Origin of the sequence: Methanoplanus endosymbiosus, assembly GCF_024662215.1 — an archaeon.
Classification (GTDB): Archaea; Halobacteriota; Methanomicrobia; order Methanomicrobiales; family Methanomicrobiaceae; genus Methanoplanus; species Methanoplanus endosymbiosus.
Genome location: NZ_CP096115.1, coordinates 1,407,281 through 1,433,356, shown reverse-complemented (window position 1 = coordinate 1,433,356; position 26,076 = coordinate 1,407,281). Strand labels below are relative to the sequence as shown.

16 protein-coding genes and 1 tRNA gene are annotated in these 26,076 nt (G+C 43.9%); 7 read left to right on the top strand and 10 right to left on the bottom strand.

What is annotated here, in order from left to right; all coding sequences use genetic code 11:
* Positions 1 to 13: 13 nt before the first annotated feature.
* The 4 genes from L6E24_RS06210 to L6E24_RS06195 form a co-directional block, all read right to left on the bottom strand.
* Positions 14 to 682, bottom strand: coding sequence for an amino acid ABC transporter permease (locus L6E24_RS06210; protein WP_257743834.1), 669 nt, complete (start codon positions 680 to 682; stop codon positions 14 to 16).
* 12 nt (positions 683 to 694) lie between these two features.
* A complete protein-coding gene (locus L6E24_RS06205) occupies positions 695 to 1,444 on the bottom strand; it encodes an amino acid ABC transporter ATP-binding protein (protein WP_257743833.1) in 750 nt (249 codons plus the stop codon).
* Between the two features lie 3 nt (positions 1,445 to 1,447).
* Entirely contained in the window at positions 1,448 to 2,131 is a 684-nt protein-coding gene (locus tag L6E24_RS06200) for an amino acid ABC transporter permease (protein ID WP_257743832.1), read from the bottom strand.
* Positions 2,132 to 2,278: 147 nt separating this feature from the next.
* Positions 2,279 to 3,082 carry an ABC transporter substrate-binding protein gene (locus L6E24_RS06195; RefSeq protein ID WP_257743831.1) on the bottom strand — a complete coding sequence of 268 codons (804 nt, stop codon included), beginning with the start codon at positions 3,080 to 3,082 and terminating at the stop codon, positions 2,279 to 2,281.
* Between the two features lie 256 nt (positions 3,083 to 3,338).
* Here L6E24_RS06195 and cas1 point away from each other — a divergent pair, with 256 nt between their 5' ends.
* Positions 3,339 to 4,274 carry a CRISPR-associated endonuclease Cas1 gene (gene cas1, locus L6E24_RS06190; protein ID WP_257743830.1) on the top strand — a complete coding sequence of 312 codons (936 nt, stop codon included), beginning with the start codon at positions 3,339 to 3,341 and terminating at the stop codon, positions 4,272 to 4,274.
* Between the two features lie 116 nt (positions 4,275 to 4,390).
* On the opposite strand, the gene L6E24_RS06185 is transcribed toward cas1, so the two are convergent.
* Positions 4,391 to 4,714: an acylphosphatase gene (locus tag L6E24_RS06185; RefSeq protein ID WP_257743829.1), complete on the bottom strand. Its 324-nt coding sequence runs from the start codon at positions 4,712 to 4,714 to the stop codon at positions 4,391 to 4,393.
* Positions 4,715 to 4,862: 148 nt separating this feature from the next.
* Between L6E24_RS06185 and L6E24_RS06180 the strand changes: the two genes are divergently transcribed.
* Both L6E24_RS06180 and tnpB read left to right on the top strand, forming a co-directional pair.
* Complete coding sequence (locus L6E24_RS06180) at positions 4,863 to 5,375, top strand: HEAT repeat domain-containing protein (protein WP_257743828.1); 513 nt, start codon at positions 4,863 to 4,865, stop codon at positions 5,373 to 5,375.
* A gap of 164 nt (positions 5,376 to 5,539) precedes the next feature.
* Entirely contained in the window at positions 5,540 to 6,652 is a 1,113-nt protein-coding gene (tnpB, locus tag L6E24_RS06175) for an IS200/IS605 family element RNA-guided endonuclease TnpB (protein WP_257743827.1), read from the top strand.
* A gap of 113 nt (positions 6,653 to 6,765) precedes the next feature.
* Here the strand turns inward: tnpB and L6E24_RS06170 are convergent, their stop codons facing one another.
* Both L6E24_RS06170 and L6E24_RS06165 read right to left on the bottom strand, forming a co-directional pair.
* Positions 6,766 to 7,458, bottom strand: coding sequence for a thymidylate synthase (locus tag L6E24_RS06170; protein ID WP_257743826.1), 693 nt, complete (start codon positions 7,456 to 7,458; stop codon positions 6,766 to 6,768).
* Positions 7,451 to 7,618 (bottom strand): hypothetical protein, encoded by a 168-nt coding sequence (locus L6E24_RS06165; RefSeq protein WP_257743825.1) that lies wholly within the window; start codon positions 7,616 to 7,618, stop codon positions 7,451 to 7,453. Before L6E24_RS06165 ends, L6E24_RS06170 begins: the two co-directional genes overlap by 8 nt.
* On the opposite strand from L6E24_RS06165, the gene L6E24_RS06160 reads away from it, so the two are divergent.
* The 3 genes from L6E24_RS06160 (at position 7,617) to L6E24_RS06150 (ending at position 21,442) form a co-directional block, all read left to right on the top strand.
* Positions 7,617 to 11,504 (top strand): DNA-directed DNA polymerase II large subunit, encoded by a 3,888-nt coding sequence (locus L6E24_RS06160; RefSeq protein WP_257743993.1) that lies wholly within the window; start codon positions 7,617 to 7,619, stop codon positions 11,502 to 11,504. The genes L6E24_RS06165 and L6E24_RS06160 overlap by 2 nt on opposite strands.
* A gap of 747 nt (positions 11,505 to 12,251) precedes the next feature.
* Positions 12,252 to 21,098 carry a glycoside hydrolase family 94 protein gene (locus L6E24_RS06155; RefSeq protein ID WP_257743824.1) on the top strand — a complete coding sequence of 2,949 codons (8,847 nt, stop codon included), beginning with the start codon at positions 12,252 to 12,254 and terminating at the stop codon, positions 21,096 to 21,098.
* A gap of 261 nt (positions 21,099 to 21,359) precedes the next feature.
* A tRNA-Leu gene (locus L6E24_RS06150) sits at positions 21,360 to 21,442 on the top strand.
* 75 nt (positions 21,443 to 21,517) lie between these two features.
* Here L6E24_RS06150 and L6E24_RS06145 read toward each other — a convergent pair.
* The 3 genes from L6E24_RS06145 to L6E24_RS06135 are packed head-to-tail and all read right to left on the bottom strand — an operon-like array spanning position 21,518 to position 23,435.
* Positions 21,518 to 21,946, bottom strand: coding sequence for a type II toxin-antitoxin system VapC family toxin (locus tag L6E24_RS06145; protein ID WP_257743823.1), 429 nt, complete (start codon positions 21,944 to 21,946; stop codon positions 21,518 to 21,520).
* Entirely contained in the window at positions 21,947 to 22,153 is a 207-nt protein-coding gene (locus tag L6E24_RS06140) for an antitoxin VapB family protein (RefSeq protein WP_257743822.1), read from the bottom strand.
* A gap of 46 nt (positions 22,154 to 22,199) precedes the next feature.
* Positions 22,200 to 23,435, bottom strand: a complete 1,236-nt coding sequence (locus L6E24_RS06135) for an ISL3 family transposase (RefSeq protein WP_257742375.1) — start codon at positions 23,433 to 23,435, stop codon at positions 22,200 to 22,202.
* A 1,030-nt stretch (positions 23,436 to 24,465) separates the two neighbouring features.
* Here L6E24_RS06135 and ltrA point away from each other — a divergent pair.
* Complete coding sequence (ltrA, locus tag L6E24_RS06130; protein WP_257743821.1) at positions 24,466 to 25,929, top strand: group II intron reverse transcriptase/maturase; 1,464 nt, start codon at positions 24,466 to 24,468, stop codon at positions 25,927 to 25,929.
* Positions 25,930 to 26,076: the final 147 nt, after the last annotated feature.

The window sequence follows — 26,076 nt, the reverse complement described above, 5'->3', positions numbered from 1 at the left end:
TGGTTTATTCCTTTCAGCGGCTGTCAATGCCGGGTATTGCGTATTTCTTCTCAAGCATGTTTGCGCCAAATGTTGTTATTGTAACGAGGAGAAGATACACTGCACCGACCATAATAAATGTCTCATTGTAGGTGAAATACTTGGTTGCTACCAGTTTTCCTGCACCTGTAAGCTCTATTACTGTGAGCATATACGCAAGGGATGAATATTTTATCAGATAGATGAATTCGTTTGAAAGTCCGGGAATTGCCCTTCTCAGTGCCTGTGGGAGAACAATATTGACAATTACCTGTCTTTCTGTCATGCCAAGTGCTCTTGCTGCAATGAGCTGACCTTCCTTGATTGATTTCATCGATCCACGGATATACTCTGAACTGTAAGCTGAATTGCAGAGTATAAATCCGGTTATAGATGCCACAAAGGCAGATAGTGTGATGCCGACTGAGGGCAGACCGAAGTACAGAATGAAGAGGAGAAGCAGAAGCGGACACCCTTTGATGAACGTGACATAGGCCTTGCAGAAGAGAACCGTATAGCGTCCGCCGTATGTCCTTCCGACAGCAACACCTATACCGCCCAGGAGTCCGAAAGGAGCGGATACTGCAATGAGCTGAAGTGTAATTACAAGTCCGCCTATGAGTGCCGGCATCAGAATTTCTGCAATAAATGTCATCTGGTCCATTTAAATCCCCACTCAGTACCCGCTCTGAAACTGCCCGATAAAACTCTTTGTCCTCTCTGATTTCGGGTTGTTCATAATCTCTTCAGGTGTGCCTTCCTCAAGGATCTTTCCGGCTTCCATAAATATAATTCTGTTCGCAACCGATTTGGCAAATCCCATCTCATGGGTTACGACAAGCATTGTCATGCCATCTTTTGCAAGTTTCTTCATGACCTCAAGGACCTCTCTTGTAAGTTCAGGATCAAGTGCAGATGTCGGTTCATCAAAGAGGATAACTTCAGGGTCCATTGCAAGGGCACGTGCTATTGAGACACGCTGTGCCTGTCCTCCGGAGAGTTCTGCCGGGTAATGGTCTGCCCAGTCTTCCATCCCGACCTGGCGGAGTTCTTCCATGGCTTTTTTTCTTGCCTCTTCGGGTTTCATTCCGCGGACTTTAATCAGGGCAACCTCAACATTTCTGACTGCTGTTAAGTGGTCAAAGAGGTAAAAGTTCTGAAATACCATTCCGATCTTCTGCCTGAATTCATTGATTCTGTTTCCTGAATTTGTGACCTCTTCACCGTTCAGAAAAACTCTTCCTTTTTCAGGCGGTGTCAGCTGATTTATGCACCTCAGCAGCGTGCTCTTTCCTGTACCTGAAGATCCGATAAAGACGATTGTCTCACCTTTTTTTACAGTTAGGGATACGCCTTTCAATACCTCATTGTTTCCGTATTTTTTATGAATGTCCTCTATTCTGAGGATATAATCATTATCTGACATAATTTATACTTCTCCGCTGTTCCCGCCAAAACCTGGTACAGCCAGCTTCTTCTCAAGTGCGTACAGTCCTCTCATCCCTGCATAGTTTAAGAGAATAAATACTCCGGCACAGGCGATGTAAATTGGCATTGTGATGTATGTCTGGGATACTATCTGTGAAGTTCTTGTGATTAATTCCATTACTCCGATAGCATAACAGACTGCTGAATCTGTAAGAATATTGGGGTATTCATTTGACCATCCCGGAAGTGCTATTCTTACTGACTGGGGGAGAATTATAGATTTTATTGCTGTAAATCTGCTCATCCCAAGAGATCGGGCAGCCGTCATCTGGCCGTCACTTATTGACTGGATAGCTCCTCTGAATATCTGAGACTGATATGCTGCTCCTCTCAGCCCAAGTACAGTTGCACCAACGACAAATGCCGGCAGATCATCCAGACCAAGTGCAGGGAATAAACCAAAGTAGAAGAGGAAGAGAAGAACAAGGACCGGAAGACCCCTGAAGAACCATACATAAATACCTACGGCGGCCCTGACCGGCCATTTTGAATACACCTGTCCAAGTGCCATTGGCAGGCCCAGAAGAACACCAATTCCAAGTCCTGCGGCAACAAGGCCCATTGTGACAACTACCCCGGATAGGAGATACGGCAGCCAGTCTATTAATATAGATATTGTGTCCATGCCTGATTATTCCCGGTACCGAAACCGGTAGCTATGATTCCGGTACAACATTAATTTTGTTTTCTGTTTAATCCTTATTTACTCTGCCGATTTCAGGCAGAATTATATTTTAAGTAAATTTAAAAAAGATAAGTTTGGTTTTTACGGTTAAAGTCCGTATTTGTCCTTAAGCTCAGTCCACTTCTGATCCTTGTGGAGCTTTGCAAGTCCGGTGTTAATTGTTTCAAGAAGTACCACATCGTCCTTTCTGATTGCGACACCATACTCTTCTCCGGTGTCAATCTCACCTGTTATGTGGATTGGTTTTTCTTCGATTGCTGCAACCATTGAAGGTCTGTCATAGATTGCTGCGTCAATTCTCTTGTTTTTAAGGTCCTCAATGACAAGCGGGAAGTTGTCATAAAGTTTCAGGTTATCCTTAGGAATAATTTCGGTTTCAATGAGGTTTTCCTCAACCCAGATCTGTCCTGTTGTTCCTCTCTGTGCGCCGATGATAAGTTCTCCTGCCTTGAACTGGTCAAGTGTAAACTCATTGTCGTCATGAACTGCAACTGACTGGTTGATATTCAGGTATGGAATTGAGAAATTCACTTTGTCAAGTCTCTCATCTGTAATTGTCATTCCTGAATAGACCATGTCAATCTTTCCTGCCTGAAGTGCAGGTATCATGCCATCCCATGCGATAGGCTTTATCTCTACTTCAAAGCCCATATCGTCAGCAATCCACTGAATTGACTCAACATCAAATCCTGTTGAGCCGCCGTCTTTGTCAATGAGTGAGTATGGTGGATATTCACCGTCAATACCAACTACATATACTGTTTTTTCCACTACAGTGCCTGACTGTCCGGAATCTCCGGTTTCAGCAGGTGCATTTCCGGTACATCCGGAGAATGCAACTGCTGCCACAGCTATAAGAATAAGAAGTATTCCATAAACCTTTCTGTTCATCAGAAGATACTTAGTTAAATATTGATATATCTTTTATGACTTGAATTTTTGGCCATATCAGTGACATGCAGGATCTGAAAGTTTCTGATTTCATTTCCCGGCAGAAGGAGGCTTTCCGGAAATTTTTCTTCACTGTTATTGGCTGATGATGAACCAGGCAGTTAATTTTGCTGATATTTCCGGGCATAAACGATTAATTAATCAGTCTGTCAGAATAGATATTTAATGATACTTCAAACTGTGGGAACTGCAAATTATGAAGAAAATTACAATGCCCTGGCACTCGGTTTTTGGATTTGGAGCACATATTAAGGCTTCGTCCACAACCCTTTCTATCCGGCAGAAGAGTGATTTCAGGGAAATACCTCTTGAAAAGGTTGAACATCTCCTGCTTGTGGGTGGGCATAACCTGCATACTTCCGCAGTTTCCAATCTTCTGAAGCAGAAATCCTCAATATCATTTTTTGATGCAGATGCCACCCCTCTGGGTATTCTCAGTCCTTATGGTGATGACAGCAGTGAATATATGGAGAACTTTCAGAGAAAAACGCCTGTTTATCATGCAGCTTCAGAGCTTGTCCGCTCCTCAGTAAAATCGAGGATGAACCTCATTGATGAGGTTATGAAGGAGGCGGGGCGGGTTTTATTTTATGAAGGCGAATATGAACTCTTCTTAAAATCCCTTGAGGATGTTGACTATCTTGTGAAGATTGATGAACTCCGCAGGCTTCAGAGGCTTATTTCAGATATGTATTATGAGGTTGTTTCAAGAGGAATTAACCCCATTCATGGCTTTAGGAGACGCACAAAAAGGCCGCATAATGATCCTGTGAATGCCATGCTCTCTATAGGTTATGCTATGCTTTTTGGTAATGTCAGCGTCTCTGTTGCAGGTTCTCATCTGAATCCGGATTATGGGGTGTTATCAGAGGGTGGCGGATCACTGATATATGATCTCATGGCTCCTTTAAGGGCAGGAATGGTGGATTCTGCTGTTTTCCGGGTAGCAAGAGAGTATCTGACTCCGGATCACTATGATCTCAGTACGAAAAGATGCCATTTAAGGGATGACCTGATGGCTGTTCTCTCCGAATGCCTTCATAAATCAATAGACCAGAAGAGAATTGATATGATGGTCTCTTCTTATGCAGATCATCTGATGAAAAAAACCCCTCTGAGAATTTATTACTGAAACGGAATTTCAGATATTATTTTTATTATTGCTGCCTATATTATCGTTAATCCCTGAATTGCTGCATTTTTCGTGGTTTTAAAAAAGAAAATATTTATTTGTCCGGAAATATTTCATCATCTCCGGGTTATTGAAAAATCACTGAAAGATTTCGGTCTGGTTTCCCTGTATTCTATCTCACGCACATGCGCTCTTGGGCATTCGTGGAGTATCGAAAAAAATTTTTCAATTATTACAAGTTCCCCTGTTGCAATTATGTACACTCTCCCGTCTTCTATGTTCATCACTTCCCCGGTCAGTGACAGGTGAGCTGCAATTTTATTTACGCATGCCCTGAAACCAACACCCTGGACTTTTCCGGAGATATATGCTTCAACTGTTAATGTTCTTTGATTTCTGGTTTCCGGCTCCTGAAAACCATATGATTCGGAGACCATCATATAGGGTATTCTCGGCAAAGTGTAATTAATTCTTTCATAATTTTCTGCATATCATGGTGAACCATGTTTAGACATCCGATTTCATGCAGGCTCTCCTGTGGTGCATAAACTGTATATTTATTCTGTTAATATGACCAAATTCTCTGATATGGATAATAAGAATAATGTGGATGAGCTGATTAAGGCACTTGAATGCGGCACCCTTGATGAGAAGAGGAATGCAGTCTTTTGTCTGGCGGATATGGGGGAGGAATGCCTTCCTTTAGTTACTGCTACATTTCTGGAGACCGATAACAACGATCTCCGGTGGTATACGGCAAATGTTATGGCGGCAATTGGTGAACCGGCAATTCCCTCACTTGTAAAAATTCTGAATGAAAATGAGGATGACAGTATCCGGAAATATGCCGCATCCACACTTGGAACTATCGGCGAACCTGCCATAGAGGCACTGATTTCCCTTTTTGTTACAGGGAATGCGAAACTGAGGGGTTATGCTTCACTTGCATTAATTAAAATCGGAAAGCCATCTATTGAACCTCTCAGTGAGTTTATTGAATGTTCAGATGATGTTGCGCACCGGTGCGCTCTTCTGACACTCCAGAAGATCGGCATAGACAGACCCGAAGAAGTTGAGAGTGCATTTGAAACTTTTAGATAGTGTTCTGATCATCTCTGAATGTATTTACGGGAAGTTTTCCCGAAAAAAACAGTTTTTTATAAGGTTAGCGTAAAACCCCTTGGTCTTTAGCCAAGGGGATGTAAGCGACAATATAGTGTTTATAACACAAAGCATTTAATGTGTTAGGTTTAATTATTATATGCATGTTAATTGCTTACAAATTTAGAATGTATCCAAATAAATCTCAAATTGAAAAATTTGAACAACATTTTGGTGCTTGTAGATTTGTATATAATTTTGCACTTGAAATTAAGATAAAATCTTATGAAACTGATGGAAAATCAGTATCGAGATTTGTTTTAAACAAGATGCTTCCGGAACTAAAACAAGAAAATGAATGGTTAAAGGAAGTTAATTCACAATCTCTTCAGGGAGCTACATTACATCTGGATAACGCATTTACTAAATTTTTCAGGGAGAAAAAAGGATTTCCTAAATTCAAATCACGAAAAAATCCAGTTCAATCATTTTCTGTTCCTCAAGCATATTCTGTTGATTTTGACCGGAATTGTGTTAAGTTGCCTAAAATTGGATATGTTAAAACGATACTTCATAGAAGGTTTAACGGAAATTTAAAGACTGCAACTGTTTCCCGGAATAACGCAGGTAAATATTTCATAAGTATTCTTGTCGATGATGAGTTAGAGTATCCATTACCTGGATCATTTGATGCCAGTAATACAATTGGTCTTGATGTAGGTATAAAGGACTTTGTTGTTACATCTGAAGGTAATAAGTATGACAATCCAAAGTTCCTGAAAAATTCAGAAAAACGGTTAAAAACTCTTCAGAGAAGATTTAGCCGAAAAAAGAAAGGTTCTTCAAATTTCAAAAAAGCAAAATTACAGTTAGCAAAACAACATGAAAAAGTAAGTAATCAGCGTAATGATTTTCAGCATAAGATTTCTTTTCAAATTATTAGCGAGAACCAAGCAATTGCTGTTGAAACATTAAAAGTTGAGAATTTACTTAAAAATCATAAATTAGCAAAAAGTATCTCTGATGCCGGGTGGTCCGCTTTTTTTGAAAAATTAAAATATAAAGCGGAGCGATATGGTAAGACTATACTACAGATAGGACAGTTTGAACCATCTACAAAAATTTGCAGTAATTGTGGATATTACAATTCTGAAATGACTTTGTCAATAAGGGATTGGGTTTGTCCGGATTGTGAAATGCATCATGACAGAGATATTAATGCTGCAATAAATATCAAGAAATTTGCTCTTGATAGACAGAATTTAATTGGAATATAATATATTTGCACCCTTGGAACGGGGGGAAGGGCCTGTGGACCTGTGGAGGTTACTCCGAGGTATGAAGCAGGAAGCCTCTGGGTCTTTAGCCCAGAGGTAGTTCACCTTATGTTTCAGGGGATATCTTTTAAGCCAAGACCCTTTATGTACCTGCTTAGCTCTTCATAGTCGCGCTCGTGGTATATATGTGCGGATACTGATGTATGTGAGTACCACCCGGTATTGGCATTAAGTCTCTCTGCAATCATCTTCTGGAGGTTTACAAGGGCATACATATTTGCGCCGAGTGCTGAGAGCATATCGTTTGAACGGAATTCAACGTGCATGTTCAGGTTATTGTCACGCAGAAGGCACTGAATTCTCTGAAGGCAGGGTGGATTTCTTGATTCCGTATCTTTCGGGGGAAACCATGTTATGCCGAGTGCACGCCGGGAATTTGGTTCTTCCTTCAGTTTCCGGACAATATATTCTATCTGGTCAATTCCCTTCCCGTCGCCGTCACCTGAGAATATCTCCCCGTCTTTTACAGGATGGTCAAAGAGGCGGTCATGGTAAGTGTAGGCGAATTCATTGTCAGTGCCGTGCAGGAGATCATGTACATACTGTTTCATCGCGCCTTCACCAAACATATTGTACGGGCTTATCATATATTCAGCAAAAGGGTCTTTTACATGAATATTCATTGGTTCGGGCAGTTCTATCGTCTTTTCCCCATCCTCAGTGATGAGATGACATCCGTGTTTCACTATTGTCTTTATTGCCTCTTCATGCCCTTTGCCTATAGAAAACGCCCTGATATTAAACATCTTGATATATTCTCCCTGTTGTGAGCTGTATCATTTCGGTACAGTTCTGAATAACTATTTGTTCTTTTTTCTGAAGATAATTATCTTCTTCATTTTCCTGTGTGAGTGTTGTGCCGGATGCACTAACATTAATGAAATGATCTGCCAATATTATGGTCATGCAGGCATCGCCGGAGATGGAGAGTTATTTCAAATCGCTTGAGGATGACCTCTATAAGGCCATAGAAATAGCAAAACAGGCAAGGAAGGTTGGAATTGATCCGGCGCTTGATGTTGAAATTCCGGTGGCGAGCGACCTTGCTGACAGGGTGGAGGCGCTGTTAGGGTATCCGGGTGTTGCTGTAAGGCTGAGGGAACTTGGAGAGATGATGTCCAGAGAGGAGGTCTCCTTGAAGATAGGTGATGATTTCATCGCAAAAAGATTTGGTGAGGAGACAAAGGAGGAGATCCTTGACCATGCCATACGGACATCAATGGCACTTCTTACCGAGGGTGTTGTGGCCGCACCAACCGAAGGGATAGGAAATATATCACTTGGGAAAAATGATGACGGGACTGAATATTTAAAAATATACTATGCAGGTCCTATCCGGAGTGCAGGAGGTACAGCACAGGCACTCTCTGTTCTTGTCGGGGATTATGTCCGGAAAGGTCTTGGGATCAACCGTTATATCCCAAGAAAAGAGGAGGTTGAGAGATATGTTGAGGAGATTAAGAAGTACAACTCCATATCAAGCCTTCAGTATATGCCGTCAGATGACGAGCTGAGGCATATTATTAGGAACTGTCCGGTATGTGTTGAGGGTGAACCTACTGAGCGGGTTGAGGTATCCGGATACAGGAATCTTGAGAGGATTGAGACCAATACTGTGAGGGGCGGTATGGGTCTTGTTGTGGCTGAAGGTCTTGCATTAAAGGCACCAAAGATCCAGAAGACTGTGCGTAAGGTCAAGATGGAAGGGTGGGAATGGCTTGATGATCTCGTCTCCGGATCCTTCTCGTCCGCATCATCGGGTGGAGATGATGAAGAGGTGGAAGAGGATGATTCAGCAAAAAAGTGTAAAATTAAGCCAAAGGACAAGTATATCCGTGATCTTGTCGGCGGCAGGCCGGTCTTCTCCTATCCTTTACGACCGGGTGGTTTCAGGCTGAGATATGGCCGTTCAAGAAATACCGGATTTGCTGCCGCCGGTTTTAATCCGTCGGGTCTGCATCTGCTTGGCAATTTTCTGGCAGTGGGCACTCAGATGAAGGTGGAGCGGCCCGGCAAAGCCTGTGGTGTTGTTCCGGTTGATACAGTCGAAGGGCCGACTGTCAGGCTCTATTCCGGAGAAGTGCTGAGGGTTGATGATATTCCTACAGCGATTAAACTTGGGAACAGTGTCGAGAGAATTCTCGATGTCGGTGAAATTCTCATATCATACGGCGAGTTTCTGGAGAATAATCACATGCTGATCCCGGCTGCATACTGTCATGAATGGTGGATACTTGAAGGGGGCAAAGATAGGCCGGAATCCGGCAGGCAGGCCATTGATCTGACACTTGCCGGTGCATATCTCCACCCTGATTTTATGTATATCTGGGACGATCTGACAGCGGCGGAGATCCTTGAGCTGAGAGAGATTGTATCGGCAGAGGGTGTTGTGTCAGGAGATTCCCTCACAATGCCCAATACATCCCGGACAAAAGATCTGCTGGAGTTGCTTCTCCTGCCTCACAAGGTCATCTCCGGAAATCTGGTCGTTTCTGACGCAGCAGTTTTTATCGCATGCCTCGGTCTTGATGACAGCCTGAATAGAAAGGAATTTCCGGATGAGAAATATCCTGATGACCCCCTTGAGCTTGTCTCTTATCTCTCCGGATTTAAGGTTCGGTCAAAGGCCGGCACACGCATAGGCGGAAGGATGGGCAGACCTGGTAAATCAAAGGAGAGAAAGATGAATCCTGCGCCAAATGTGCTGTATCCTGTCGGAAATGAAGGCGGTTCGAGGAGGTCATTTCAGCAGGTCGCAAAGTCAAGGGATAACCGTGACGGCGGTTTTATCACTGCTGAGGTGGGCCTTAGAAGATGTTCTTCCTGCGGTTTTAAGACCTATAAAAATGTCTGTGAATGCGGTGCACATACTGAGCCTGTTTATGTCTGCCCAAGATGTCAGCATGATGTAGTAAAGGGTGTATGTCCGGTATGCGGGGTTGACGGAGTATGTGCACAGACTATTACTATCAATGTGAAGGAGGAGTATGACCGTGCATTAAAGGCGCTTGTCATGCGGGATTCCGAGCTTAAACTTGTCAAGGGTGTAAAGGGCCTGATGTCAAAGGAGAGATGTGTTGAGGCTCTGGAGAAGGGAATTTTAAGGGCCAGGCAGGATCTTTATGTCTTTAAGGACGGCACACTCCGGTACGATATGATCGATCTTCCGCTCACACAGATTATTCCGCGTGAGATCGGAGTCAGTTACCAGAAGCTTTTGGAGCTTGGATATACCCACGATGTCTATGGCAGGCCTCTTGAATCAGATGAACAGATTCTTGAGCTTAAATGCCAGGATATTTTAGTCTCTGAACATTGCGGTGAGTGGCTTGTCAAGGTCTCAAAGTTTGTTGATGAACTGCTTGAGAAGGTCTATGGATTAGAGCCATATTATAATGCCTCTAAGAGGGGTGATCTTGTCGGTACTCTTCTTATGGGTCTTGCACCGCATACCAGTGCCGGGGTGCTGGTGCGGCTGATAGGCTTTACAAAGGCTCTTGTCGGCTATGGCCATCCGTTCTTTCATGCCGCAAAGAGGAGGAACTGTTTTCAGGGCGAGACCGGACTGACGGTATATGACGGTGAGAGGTGGGATACTCTTCCGATAAAGAAATTTGTCCTTGAGAATTTTGATATGAGCTGCAAATCTGTTGACTGTGTAGGCACATATTATTCAGATCCGGTAAAGCCGTACTGGGTGAGGGCCGTTGATGTTTATGGTAATGTCAGAATGAGAGAGGTAACTTCTGTTTCCGTTCATAAATCTCCCGATACACTTCTCTATTTTGAGACAAGACGCGGCAAAAGTATCATGGTGACACCTGAGCATGCTATGCTCGTCTCTGACCTTAACTACCAGAGGAAGATTAAGGCCCTTGAACTGAAGGAGGGTGACTATATTCCCGGTTTTGAAGGCGGGGTTATGATTCCGGATATGATTACTAAAAAAGAGGTGGTTGCCAGTGCAGAGGATTATGTCTACTGCCTGACGGTTGCTGAGGATCATACAGTCGAAGTAAACGGGATATTTACCGGGCAGTGTGACGGGGATGAGGACTGTATCATGCTGCTTTTAGACGGACTTATCAATTTTTCACGGTCTTTTCTTCCGGAAACAAGGGGTGGTTCGATGGATGCCCCTCTTGTTCTGACACGGAGAATTGATCCGGCTGAGGTTGATAAGGAGAGCCATAATGTGGATGCCTGTTCTTCCTATCCGCTTGAGTTGTACCTTGCAGGTCTTGATTATGTGCACCCCAAGGATCTTGAGAAGATTGTTGATCATGTTGAACTCAGGCTTGGAAAACCCGGGCAGTATGAGGGGATTATGTTTACGCATAATACAACTGATATCTCTGCCGGACCTCTGATCTCTTCATATAATACACTCCAGACAATGGTTGAAAAGCTTGAGGCTGAACTTGAACTGGGGCGGATTATTCGTGCTGTGGATGAGGATGATGTAGCCGAGAGGGTTTTGAATACCCATTTCATCAGGGATATTATGGGCAACCTGAATTCCTACTCCAAGCAGAAGGTGAGGTGCACTAAGTGCAATTCAAGCTACAGGAGAATGCCTCTTGCAGGAAAATGTACTAAATGCGGAAATAAGCTCATCGCCACCGTTCATGAGGGTTCTGTGAAGAAATACCTCAGTATGTCGATTAAGATGTGTGAGGAGTACAATGTTTCAGATTACACCCGGCAGAGGGTTGAGGTGCTGAATATGGCGGTCATTTCGACATTTGGCGAGCCGCCGGAGAAGCAGCTTGGTCTGGCTGATTTTATGTGACTGCCGGAGATTCAGGCATATTTTATCCGGGTGGTAAATCTCTCCGTAAAGGGTCTTAAGATTGGCCCTTTGTCTGAAGTATTGTCTATTTCCTAATCTCCTTTTGGCATCAGGGGGCATCAGGATATTCTCCCGGTGTAGAATTGGTGCTGTCTGTCTTTTTTTCCGGAAGAATGGATATATTGTCTCCGGATATATATAATGCCTGTGCCGGATTGCCGGCTGATCCGTTTTTTCATCTTTTCCGGAAATTAGGTATGCTGCAATTTATAATTCGTTCTTTTTTGCATATGTATCAATAATATTGGCAGTTATGGCAAATCGGGCATTGATTCCCGTGTTGATGGTGGTTCCTGGTGCTGCATCTCTTATCATCCGGCTCACGCTGGATTTAAGTTGTATGAGGCTTAAATGCAGTGTATGATGGTAAAAAATATAAATATTCTGAATAATCATGGGAATTGTTCCTTTTTTGGGGAAGAAATATGGTGGTACCTCTCTGAAAATGGATTATAATTCACGAATGTAGTTTTTCCTGTTTGTTGCATGAGTAAATGCTCTCAGTCCTGATTTGATATGCCTGTAACTGGGTGATTCGTGGTCTGACTGTCGGAGATTAGCTGATTGTATGTATGGTAAAAAAAGGTCTGTATTTTATTCCGGTACGCTTTCAGGGGGCTGGCTGCCAAAACCGGTGGCAGTCTGCACAGGGAAGTGGCCTGTCAGAAATTTTGGGGGCGGTTTATATTGAGAAATAAATTTGGATTTAAGGGGAGATTTAATGACAAAGAGGCATCTGTAAGCCAGGTTGATGCCGGTCCGCTTCGGGATGAACTGTACAGCAGGGATCAGATGGTTCAGCATGCAAAGGAGATTGCAGGCATATACAGGGCAGGTCCTGGAAATGGATACGGTAGTCTCCTTCCACGGCTTGCTGATAACGAGAAGGTCCTGCTGGACACTTATAATCTGCTGAATGCTGCCAATGAGGCCAGTCGCCGGATTGCTCCGGCAGGTGAATGGCTGCTGGATAACTTCTATCTTATTGATGAACAGATTCTGACTGCCCGCTGCCACCTCTCCGAAGAGTACTGTGAAGAGTTTCCCCGTCTGGAAAATGGGCCTTTTGAAGGATTTCCGCGGATTTACCATATCGCTACAGAATTAATTGCACATAGTGACGGGAGGATTGACGACAAAACTCTCCTGGATTTTATTAATTCGTATCAGAGTGTTACTCCTCTGCTGCTTGGGGAGCTCTGGGCTGTGCCAATTATGCTCAGGCTCTCTTTGATTGAGAATCTGCGCAGGATATCCGGAAAGATTTCAGCAGACAGGCTTGATTGTGACTCTGCTGATCAATGGGTGGACCAGATGACTGAGGTTGCAGGTCATAATCCAAAAGGTCTGATCCCGTTTATTGCAGATATGGCACGTTCAGACCTTCCCATGACCAGCGCTTTTGTTGCGGAGATGGCGAGGCAGCTGCAGGGTCAGTCCGGTTCATTTGCATTTCCACTTACATGGATTGAACAGAGGCTTTCTGAGAGTAATCTGACTATTGAGCAGATGGTCAATGCGGAGGCTCAGGCCCAGGCTGTTGATCAGGTCTCCTTTGGAAACTGCATTAACAGCCTTCGTCTCCTTGATCTGATTGACTGGCGTGAGTTCGTTGAAAAGGTCAGTCTTGTTGAGCATATACTCCGGAGTGATCCTGCGGATAATTATGCAGCTATGGACTTTGAAACCCGTGACCGGTACCGGCATGTGGTTGAGGAGATTGCAAAAAAAGGACGGCTCGGTGAGGGTGATGTTGCAGGAAAAGCCGTAGAGCTTGCCTGTGATAACCGGAATAATAAGGACGGGGAGATTCGGGCATCCCATGTTGGTTATTATCTGACAGATGAAGGCAGAGTGTCTCTTGAAGAAGCCCTCTCCTATACTCCTCCGTTTTCTGATCGGTTCAGAAGAAAGGTCTATTCCTTTACCCTTCCGCTGTATTTCTCAGGCATTCTCTCTTTAATCCTGATTGCAGCTCTTTTTGGGTATGGGCATATTCCCGCTTACGCATGGTATATTACTCTGCCTGTCATGCTTCTCCTTCTCTTCCCGGTAAGTCAGGTTGCAGTTGCGGTTATAAACTGGGTATATACTATACTCATCCCTCCCGTTTTACTTCCGAAGATGGACTATTCATCGGGGATACCTGATGACCAAAGGACTATCGTTGTAATTCCTACAGTTCTGTCAGAACCCGGAGATGTCGCATCACTCCTTGATTCACTTGAAGTGCGGTACCTGGCGAACCGTGATGATAACCTGCACTTTGCCCTGCTGACCGATCTCCGGAATGCATCAGTCCAGGAGCTGCCCGGAGACGAAGAACTGGTCAGTCTTCTTGCTGCCGGGATTGAAGGTCTTAACAGCAGATATTGTGATGATAAGCCGTCAACCTTTTTCCTCATGCACAGGGCCAGGACATGGAATGAATCTGAAGGGGTATGGATGGGTTATGAGAGGAAGAGAGGTATTCTTGGTGCATTCAATACTTTCATATTGGGAAGAGGGACTAAATCCTTCTCACGTATTGTTGGTGATCAGGAGATTCTGGGCAGTATCAGATATGTGATAACCCTTGATACTGACACCGAACTTCCCCGCAGCAGTGCTGGAAAACTTATAGGTACTCTGGCCCACCCGCTCAACCGGCCGGTAATGGACCCGGTTAACCAGGTGATCAGGGAAGGATATGGAATTCTCCAGCCCCGTGTTGCTCTGTCTCTGAGAGAGACTGGCATCTCCCGATTTGCCTCATTCTTCGGAGGTGAACCGGGCATTGATCCTTATACCCGTGCAGTATCTGATCTATATCAGGATGCCTTTAAGGAAGGGTCATTTATCGGTAAGGGTATCTATGACCTTGAAGTATTCTCACAAATATTTGAAGGGCGTTTCCCTGAAAATCTTATATTAAGCCATGATCTGCTTGAGGGATGTTATGCCAGAGCCGGCTTTGTCAGTGATGTTTTGGTCCTTGAAGATTACCCAAACAGTTATCTCGCTGATATCAAACGAAGGCACAGGTGGATCAGAGGCGACTGGCAGATTATGCAGTGGATTTTTCCATTTATTCTTGACGCTTCTTCAAAAGTACAGAGAAATCCACTTTCTCTTCTCTGCCGGTGGAAGATATTTGATAATCTGAGACGAAGTCTCGTAGCTCCGGCAGCATTACTATTTCTTATCATGTCGTGGATCAGCTTTGGCAATCCTCTGTTCTGGACAGCCTTTATTGCCTCACTGTATCTGATCCCTTCAGTCATCATCATCTGCCGGGGAGTTGTAAAAAAGCCTGAAAAGCAGACCTGGATGCTGCATCTCCGTGATCTGCCCTCTCTTGTCAGGAGTCAGATAACTGTCCCTCTGATCAATCTTATATTCCTCCCATATGAGGCATATATTTCACTTGATGCTATGCTTAGGTCCTGCTTTCGTATGGCAGGTTCCCACCGGCATCTGCTGGAATGGACTACTAATCAGGAGGCTGCACAGGCAAAAACTTCAGGACTTGCAGGAATGTACAGAATTATGTGGGCCGGGCCGGTAATCGGGGCCGGACTGCTTGCCCTTCAGATTCAGGAGCGTCTTGTTTCTTCTCCGGTTATTGCATTTTTTGCCTGTGCATGGATTCTCTCGCCGATTATTGCATCATGGATCAGCCAGCCGCAGAGATCTCATGTCTTTGATCTGACTCCTGATCAGAGCTTATTTTTAAGAGCTGTTGCACGGAAAACCTGGCGTTTCTTTGAGACGTTTGTCACTGCTGAAGATCATTACCTCCCGCCTGACAATTATCAGGAGCAGCCGGTTTCAGCAGTTGCCCACCGCACTTCTCCGACAGATGTCGGGCTTTTACTTCTTGCAAATCTCACTGCGTATGACTTTGGTTATCTCTCCCTCAGGGGACTTATTGAGCGTACCGGAAATACCATGAATACTATGGGGCAGCTGAAGAGATTCCGGGGTCATTTTTACAACTGGTATGATACTATCACATTAAAGCCGCTTCTTCCGCGTTATATCTCAACAGTTGACAGTGGCAACCTTGTCAGCCACCTTCTTGTACTGCGGCAGGGACTATGTGAACTTCCGGATACTAAGATTATGTCAGATAAATTTGCAGACGGTTTATCTGACACCCTCTCTCTTCTCTCTGAGGCTCTTGATAATGCCCAAAAAGAGGGCGGAGCAGAGTCTTTCACATATGGCAGGTCAAAGATTGCAGAACTGAAAGATGGCGCAGCCCGGATGCCGGTTATGACTGGTGAAACACTGAGATCTCTCTCATCTCTTGATGTGATTGCCTCGGAAGTGCGGGATGCACTGGGCAGTCATCCGGATGATGATGTCAGGTGGTGGGCCGGTGCAGTTAAACGACAGACAGAGGCCCATATAAAGGATCTGAATTATTTTGTATTGTGGCAGTCCACCGGCAGTCCTCCTGACACAGTATGGCGTGAAATTCCTGAGCATCTGACACCCTATGTATCTCTGATCTGCACCACAATCGAGGGGCTGGATAATCAGATCCCTACTATTGGTGAAATTGCTGAAATCAGGCATTCTCTGTATGATCACATAGGTCCTCTTCGTGAATGGCTTGAGAATCCCTCTGATTCTGATTCATTCTTTGGTCTGGGCCGTATGTGGCTGATTCGGACCATTGATGAGATGGAAAAGTCAGTCGGGAGGGCTGAAGAGGTACTCCTGTCGATATCACGTCTTTCTGTTCAGTGCCGGAAATTTTCTGAAATTGAGTATGAATTTCTCTATGACAGGGCGAGTAATCTCCTTGCAATCGGATATAATGCGACTGATCTCAGGCGGGATGCCAGTTTTTATGACCTGCTTGCATCAGAGGCAAGAACTGCCAGCTTTGTCGGTATCGCTTACGGGAAGCTTCCACAGGATCACTGGTTCGCGTTAGGCCGTCTGCTCACAAATATTGATGGCGGGAAGCCAACTCTCATTTCGTGGAGTGGTTCTATGTTTGAATACCTGATGCCGCTTCTTGTGATGCCTACGTACGAAAATACCCTTCTTGACCGTACATATCATGCAGTCGTTGCCAGACAGATCGACTATTCCCGGAGGCGTGGTATCCCGTGGGGTATCTCAGAATCCGGTTATAATGTCACAGATACAAGCCTGAACTACCAGTACCGGGCATTTGGAATTCCGGGACTTGGTTTCAAACGTGGGCTTGCGGATGATCTGGTTATTGCCCCGTATGCTGCTGTGATGGGGCTGATGGTAAATCCGTTTCTGGCCTGCAGGAATCTTGAAAAGATGAGTTCATCCGGATATTGTGGTGAATATGGCTTTTATGAAGCTATAGATTTCACCCGTTCCCGGACTCCGCCGGGGCAGAAATACTCGATAATTCAGTCATTTATGGCACATCATCAGGGTATGGCTCTGCTCTCTCTTGCCTATGTAATACTGGACCGCCCTATGCAGAGGAGGTTTATGTCAGATCTCAGTCTTCAGTCAGCTGCGATGCTGCTACAGGAGAAGATGCCGTTAAATCTTCCATTCTATCCGCATACCGGCGAGGTGGAAGGGGTTCATAAGGCAACTGATATATCGGAATCCCTTACACGCACCTTTAATTCTGCAAAAACTCCGAGGCCTGAGGTGCATCTCCTTTCAAACGGCAGATATCATGTTATGGTAAACAACAGCGGTTCCGGGTACAGCAGATGGAATGATCTTGCTGTAACCAGATGGCGGGAGGATCCCACCGCAGACTGCAGTGGCACCTTCTGTTATATCAGGGATCTTGCGAGCGGTGAGTTCTGGTCAAACGGATATCAGCCCACTAAAAAGAAACCGGTTTCATTTCAGACAACTTTCCGGCAGGCACAGGCTGAATTCCTCAGGAAAGACTGGGACTTTTATACCCGGACTGAGGTCATCGTCTCTCCTGAAGATGATGTGGAACTCAGAAGAGTATGGGTGACAAACAGGTCATGGAACCCCCGAAGTTTAGAGTTTACCAGTTATGCTGAGGTGGTGCTGGCACCTCAGGCCTCAGATGAAAGCCACCCGGCCTTCACTAATCTGTTTGTTCAGACTGAACTGATCCCGGAGAGAAATGCCATCCTTGCAACGAGAAGGCCGCGTTCTGAAGGTGAACGTCCGCCCTGGATGTTTCATCTGATGACTGTCAATGGTAAACAGGTACGAAAGATCTCGTTTGAGACAGACCGTTTAAAATTTATCGGGCGTGGCAATTCACTTGCACAACCGGTTGCGATGATCGATTCTTCAACTCTTTCTGATACTGCCGGGTCGGTTCTTGATCCGGTTGTGGCTATAAGATGCACCATCTCCATTGAGCCGCAGGAGACGGGCTGTGTCAATATATTTTCCGGGGTCTGTGAAAGCCGTGATGATGCTCTTGCCATGATTGAGAAATATTATGACCGGAATATTACTGACAGGGTTCTTGAAATGGCCTGGACACATGCACAGGTTATGCTAAGGCAGCTGGATGCGACTGAGCAGGATGCTCAGATATATAGCTCTCTTGCTTCGTCAGTTATTTATTCAAATCCTGTCAGAAGGGCATCCGGTAAAGTTCTTATTAAGAATAAACTTGGTCAGTCAGGTCTGTGGAGGTATGGAATATCGGGAGATGTTCCCATTGTACTGGTGAGGATTAAAAACAGGAAGAGGATCAGTATTATCAGGGATATGGTGCAGGCCCATGCATACTGGCATATGAAGGGGCTGATGGTTGATCTGGTCATCTGTAATGAGGAGAGATCCGGGTATCGTCAGGAGCTTCAGGATGAGATACTAAGCCATGTCCCTCAGGGGTCTGATTCACAGTTGTTAAATAAAAAAGGCGGGATCTTTATCCTTAATCTTGAACTGATGTCAGATGAGGATTTTATACTGTTGCAGACTGTAGCCCGTGCAGTTATTTCTGACAGGGCCGGTTCACTTGCAGAACAGATGGAGCGGGCTGGCTGGTGTGAGGTTGAGGTTCCCCAGCTGCTTACTACCAGAACGCCTTCTCATGATTCATCCGGAATTTCAGGCTCTCCGGGAGAAGGGCTTCTTTATTTCAACGGTATCGGAGGATTTTCTCCGGATGGAAAGGAGTACGTAATTATTACGGATAAATGGAATGTAACTCCTGCGCCGTGGGTGAATATACTTGCAAATGAGAATTTTGGGACGGTTGTATCAGAGAATGGCAGCGCCTATACCTGGTGTGAGAACTCCCATGAGTTCAGGCTGACTCCATGGATGAATGATCCCGTTCAGGACCTCTCTGGTGAGGGCCTGTATATCAGGGATGAAGAGACCGGCAAATTCTGGTCCCCCGGAGCGTGGCCTGTGCGGGGGGCAGGCAGTTACGTTACCAGGCATGGGTTTGGATATTCTGTCTTTGAATATTCTGAGCAGGGAATTAGTTCCGAACTGACTGTATATGTCTCCGTTGATTCACCTGTGAAATTTCTCTCTCTTAAGCTCAGGAACAGATCGGGCCGCAAAAGATTTCTCTCTGTCACCGGATATGTGGAATGGGTTCTTGGGGAGCTGAGATCGAAATCACTGCCTTATGTGGTCACTGAAATTGATCAGGTCTCCGGAGCTGTTTTTGCTAAAAATCCATATAACTGTGAATTTCCGGGCAGGGTTGCATTTTTTGACTCTAATATAATTAACAGGACTCTGACCGGCGATCGGCATGAGTTTATCGGGCGGAATGGTTCGGCTGACAGACCGGCAGCGATGGAAAGGGTCCGGCTCTCGAATAAAGTCGGGGCTGGTCTTGATCCCTGTGCTGCGGTGCAGGTTCACTGTGAACTTACTGACGGGGAAGAGCGTGAGATTATATTTACTCTTGGTGTGGGGCGGGACGGCGATGATGCAAGAACTCTTCTCTTAAAGAATCGTGGGGTGGAGCCTGCACATGCGGCACTCAAAGCAGTGAAAGATTACTGGGGCCGGACACTTGGTGCAGTTCAGGTTAAGACTCCTGATATGTCTGTGGATCTGCTCGCCAACGGATGGCTGGTATATCAGATAATTGCTTCCCGTTTGTGGGCACGTTCCGGATTTTATCAGTCTGGCGGGGCGTTTGGATTCAGGGATCAGCTCCAGGATGTGATGGCGCTTATTCATACAAGGCCGGAGCTTATGAGGAGGCAGCTGCTTCTCTGTGCCGGGCATCAGTTTATTGAGGGTGATGCTCAGCACTGGTGGCACCCGCCGTTAAACAGGGGTGTCAGGACTCATTGTTCTGATGATTATCTCTGGCTGCCGTTTGCCGCCAGCCGTTATGTGCTGAGCACCCGTGATTTCGCAGTTCTGGATGAGGAAATTTTGTTTATCGAAGGGCGTGAGCTGCTCCCTGAGGAGGACTCGTACTATGATCTCCCTAATCAGTCGGAAACTTCTGCAAGCCTGTATGAACACTGTGTCCTGGCTGTCCGGCGTGGCATGAGGTTTGGGGAGCATGGTCTTCCTCTGATGGGGACCGGGGACTGGAATGACGGGATGAATCTTGTCGGTGCCGGAGGTAAGGGAGAGAGTGTCTGGCTTGGATTTTTCATCTTTGATCTTCTGATGAGGTTTAGTAAGGTTGCAGAGATCCGGGGTGACTTATCTTTTGCAGAGTTCTGCCGTGTGAATGCTGAGCAGCTCAGGGTGAATATTGAGAGATATGGGTGGGATGGGGAATGGTACCGCCGTGCCTATTTCGATTCCGGAGAGCCGCTTGGTTCTGCTGTTAATAAGGAGTGCATGATAGATTCAATTGCCCAGAGCTGGGCAGTCCTCTCAGGGGCTGCTTCAGAGGAGAGGGCGGTCACTGCTATGGAGGCAGTGAAGGAGCATCTTATTCTTCGGGAGGACCGCCTTTTGCCGCTTCTTATCCCGCCTTTTGATAAGACTATGAAAAATCCCGGATATATCAAAGGTTATGTTCCGGGTGTACGGGAGAATGGCGGGCAGTATTCCCATGCTGCTATATGGGTGGTGGCAGCCTTTGCGGTTCTGAAGGATAATGAGCAGGCCTGGGATCTGCTGCCTTTCATCAATCCTATTCATCACAGCAGAAAGGAGGAGGATGTCAGAAAGTACCGGGTTGAACCGTATGCACTTGCTTCTGACATCTATGCTGCTGCTCCGCATACCGGACGGGGCGGGTGGACCTGGTATTCGGGTTCGGCGGGATATATGTACACGCTTATCCTTGAGTCGCTTCTTGGGGTCAGGCTTTCCGGAGACTGCCTGACATTTGACCCCTGTATCCCGGCGGACTGGGATTCGTACCAGGTTGATTACCGGTATCTTTCAGCGATGTATCATATTGTGGTTAAGAATTCCGGTAAGGAAGATAAAGCTCCGGGTAAAATATCAGGTGAAAGTTCAGGTGAGGGATCAGGTACGGGAGGGGGTAGTAAATCATGTATCAGATCTGTTATTGTTGACGGCGTTAATCAGGCTGATAAGATCATTCATCTGGCTGATGATCAGGAAGAGCACCGGGTTGTGGTAGAACTTGGAGACTGAGGATTTGTAACTGAGGATTTGTAACTGAGTATTTGTAACTGAGTATTTGTAACTGAGTATTTGTAACTGAGGATTTGTAACTGAGAATTGTTGATTTGTGATCGATAATTAGTGATTGGGCACTGAAAACCTGTGTGATATGCGGGGGAAGAGATCACATTTTATTTTTTCATGAATTGTGGCTGTGATGGATGATTTCCGGTTGTTATTATGTAATTCATTATGAAATTTTATTAGCTAATAAGGCATATGTATAATAGCGCGAGAGTTTCCGAGAGGCCAAAGGAGCCGGACTCAAGATCCGATCTCGCAGGAGTTCGCAGGTTCAAATCCTGCCTCTCGCACTATATCTTCTAAATGCTGTCGGTGAACTCCAGTACATGATGTGTCGGGGCTTTTATAGATTCCAAAAAGAAAGTTTAGTGGTTTACTATTTTGGAAGGTGGAAGAACTCTTATGAAATCCTTCGTGTTGTTAGTGACAAGTTTTACATCCGGATTTTTGGCACTCTGATAGATTACAATAGTTGCAACAAGTTCATCAAATTTTCCGATAGGGGTTCCATTTTCCTTAAGCTTTGCAGATAATTCACCATATGGTGCGTAAAAACTGTTTGAATGGTTTATTACGGGAATTACATTTAGAATCTCATTAATCTTATCTATTGAATCCTGAATGTCTTTTGTTCCATATGCCCCTTTATAGAGTTCGTAAACATTCACAAATGTTGTACTGAATGTTTCACCGCTTTTTACTATTTCATCAAGGAATGCGAGGGCTTTTTTATGTCTGGAGCTGTTTTGATTTCTAATTAAGTCTATTAAAAATGTGCTGTCAAAGATGATCATTCAATCCTCTTCGACGCTTTTAGTCATTATATCAGCGTCTTCATCAGATAGACGACCAATCTTACTAATAGCTTCATGTAATTCTTCAGGAGTGGCAACACTTGGAATGGTTCTTAAAACAACACTCGAAAAACTCTCATCGTCATTATTTTTCCATTTCTTCAGTCTTTCATACGCTTCGTCTGAAAGGCTCACCGTTTTGGACATAAGTATACATATGGCCATATATGAATAAATAAGGCTCCTCGCTGTTTTATGTGGGTAATCCAAAGTTGAGATCCCCCAATCTGAGATAAATCATCTTAATTAGAGTCTTACTATTACGATATCCTCTGGCTGCTCGTTTGAATGTTTGGATAAGACTATTTGTCCCTTCAAGAATGGCATTTGTCATGCCTGATTTGACAATATTCAAAATACCTCCCTCATGTTTTTTAATTGTTTTAGCGACCCTAATCATGGGTTTAAGTTTGGATTCATTTGCCAGGACAACCCATTTATTTAAAGAATCAAGTGTATTTTCAGGGTTATCTTGGTTCCATAATTCTTGGAATCTACGCTTTAGTTTGTATGCTTCAGCGGTTTTGAGATTAACACAAAGGAGATTATTTAGCTCTATTCTCTGTTCTGGCTTTAAATCATTAGGATCTTTTAACCACAAGTATTTTGTTTTCTTTAGAATTGGTTGCTTTTTTGATTCCCCGCGTCTTATCTGATCAACTGCATCGCTTATGATTTTTATCACGTGAAATTTATCCAAAGTGACATTACAGTCAGGAAACGATTCTCGAAAACCCTTGAGAAATGCAGGAGACATATCGCAGCAACCAGAGTGAATTAAATCAGGATTTCCACCATGAGCGAGGAGTTCATTACGGAATGAAGTTAGTGTTGATGAGTCTTTACCGTCACAAACATAGATTACCCGTTTTGTTTCATAATCAACAACAAGCGTTACATAATTGTGCCCTTTCTTTACAGAAGTTTCATCAATACCAATGCTTGAAACTGACGAAAGATCTTCCTTATTAAGAGCTTTTACAACGTAGTATTCCACAATTCGCCATAATCTCGTGTCATGCTCTCCAATATATTCTGCCACTTGAGCCACAGGCATACGCTGGATGAGATATAGAACCATTGATTCAAATAATAAGGTGAATCCACTACCTTTTCTTGCCCACGGAACATCTGCAACATGAACTCCACAGGTTTCACAGCATACACGAGGTACTCGACAGTGCAAATAAGCTTTATGCTGAAAAAAATCAAGGTGCCGCCAAGTCTTTTTAGTGGTGTCATGTACTTTGCAGAGTGATGCACCACATATTGGACAGTTGAATTTTGCACCAGTATTAAAATCAACAGATATGTCTATTTGTTGAAGATTTGAGCTGAAATCAAGAGATTTAATGTGCCAAGGTGAAGTTATTCCAAGTGCCTGTTCAAAGAGAAAGTATTGATTTGATGAGTCATTATGTGGGAACATAGAATCTATTTACCTGTAATTTTTGAGGTATTTAACTCAAATATATTATTTAATACATCACAATTGAATTTATAATCACCCACAGGATTTAGCGAAGAGCCATAAATAATAGTTTTGATTGAAGTGGTTATTCTGATTACTTATAGAAAAAAGGGGGATCTTCGCTAAATTGTGTGGGTAGTTATAATCCTACTTTCCGCAGCAAGGCTAAAATAGCAAATAATAATCCATATTTTAATAAGAAGTATGGTTGGATGATACCAAAATTAATTTTAGTACCATATAATCACAAAGGTTCAAAATATGATAATATTGTATGTGAATTAGTGATTACCTGCGGAATGTAAGATAATAAATTCCATAAAATTACTTATATTTTCAGCAGGGTTGTGACGTATTTTTCAGTCAAATACCAGATTTATGAGATATTTAACTTAATTTCTGATTCAACCCATCAAATGTTACCTACTTAAAACAGCGAGGAGCCAGTGCGACATGTAAGCTATATTAGAGATTGCTAAACGCTATGCCATCCTTTCGGGATAATTCTACCATGACATGCATTCTTGGCAACGGGATTGTGTGAAGCTCATGGAACAATGTGATAAACTTCGGGAGCCTTACCTGGATAAATTGCTAGAATAAGGATGCTATGGAGAAGTGAAAACTGAATCATCATAAAGATCGTTACGCTGAACAAGTGAAAAGAAGGCTGATACGCTTGAGCCAATATGGCACGGAATTAGGTTTTCATGGCTTGGCTCACATGGAAACGAAAGGACAGAGAATTCCCGGTCTATAGATGGCTCCTAAGGCATCCATAATTATCTTTAATATGGAACATGGTAAACCCCATGAGTTCCTCCTTTGGAGGTAGGATATTCGTGAGAATATTCAATGGCTCAGGGGGCAGAGGAGGTAACAAAACGCAAAAGTCTGTCCATAATGGATAGGATAGGGACATATGTTCTAACCTGAAAAGGTGCTAACTTGTTACTGGTGCTTTACGGCAATAAGAGGAGGTATACCCATGAATGTACGATATTCAACGACACTAATTAGTGAGAAACGTACAGACCAGGATTACTCTAATCAATGGAGATCCATTGACTGGAAAGAAATTAAACATCAGGTTAATAGGCTACAGACCCGAATTGCAAAGGCAACACGTGAAAATAAATGGAATCTCGTCAAACGACTCCAGTATTTGCTGACTCATTCTCACTATGCAAAACTACTTGCAATAAAAATGGTCACGCAGAACAGGGGTGCTCGTACAGCGGGTATTGACGGTGAACGCTGGATGCGTCATTCTGATAAAATGAAGGCAGCATTAAGTCTAACCAGTAAAAAATACCACGCTAAACCACTAAAACGTATCTACATCCCAAAACCTGGTAAAGAAACAAAACGCCCTCTTTCCATTCCAACTATGTACGATAGAGCCATGCAGGCTCTTTATACACTTGCACTCCAGCCAGTTGCTGAAACTCGTGCTGATAAACGTTCATTTGGATTTAGATTATTTCGTTGCACCCAAGATGCAGCACAATATGCATTCTTCTGTCTTCACCATCCAAAATCCGCCATGTGGATTCTGGAAGGAGATATTCAGGGGTGTTTTGATAATATCTCACATGAATGGCTGAAAATAAACGTACCTATGGAGAAATCGGTCTTAAATCAGTTTCTTAGGGCTGGATTTGTATTTGAGCGAAAGCTTTACTCAACAGATAAAGGTACACCGCAGGGAGGGATAATTTCGCCGATATTGGCTAATATAGCCTTAGATGGCATAGAAAAAATGCTTGATGATAATTTTCCAAATATGAAGGTTCACTTCATACGTTATGCAGATGATTTCCTTGTTACTGCCCCTACAAGGGACATTGCGGAAGAAATCTGTGGGCAAATTCAGATATTCATCGCTAAAAGAGGATTAAAACTTTCCAAATCAAAAACACTAATCACTCATATTGATGAAGGGTTTGATTTTTTGGGCTGGAATTTTCGGAAATATAACGGAAAACTTCTCATAAAACCCTCTCGAAATTCAATTAAGAAAATTATTGAAAAGATGAAAGAAATTATCCATAGGGGCGCTGCCTGGACGCAAGAAGATCTGATTATAAAGTTAAATCCTCTCATTACAGGATGGGCTAATTATCACCGTCACATTGTTGCGAAAAGGACATATCAAAAATTGGATTTTATCCTTTGGAACATGTTGTGGAGATGGGCAAAACGCAGACATCATAATAAGGGCAAAAGATGGATTGCACAACGATACTGGCATAAGGAAGGAGCTAGAAACTGGGTCTTCAAGTCAGAATCCGTCAATCTTAATTCATTTGCGGAAACCAAAATTAGGAGACACTCAATGGTAAAACTTGAAGCAAGTCCCTATCTGGATCAGGAATATTTCTACAACAGAACTGAAAAGATACGAAAACAAACACCTTGGATTCAAACAAAACTATCATATTTCACATGAAGCCGCCCTGAATTTGGGTTGTAAAGGGCTTGAGCGAAGTGCGGTGAAAATCGCACGCTTCGTTCTTAGAAGGGGACGCAGAAGTAATTCTGTGTCCCTATTCGACTATTTTACGGTTATTTTCACTGCTGATCCTGTGGAAACAGA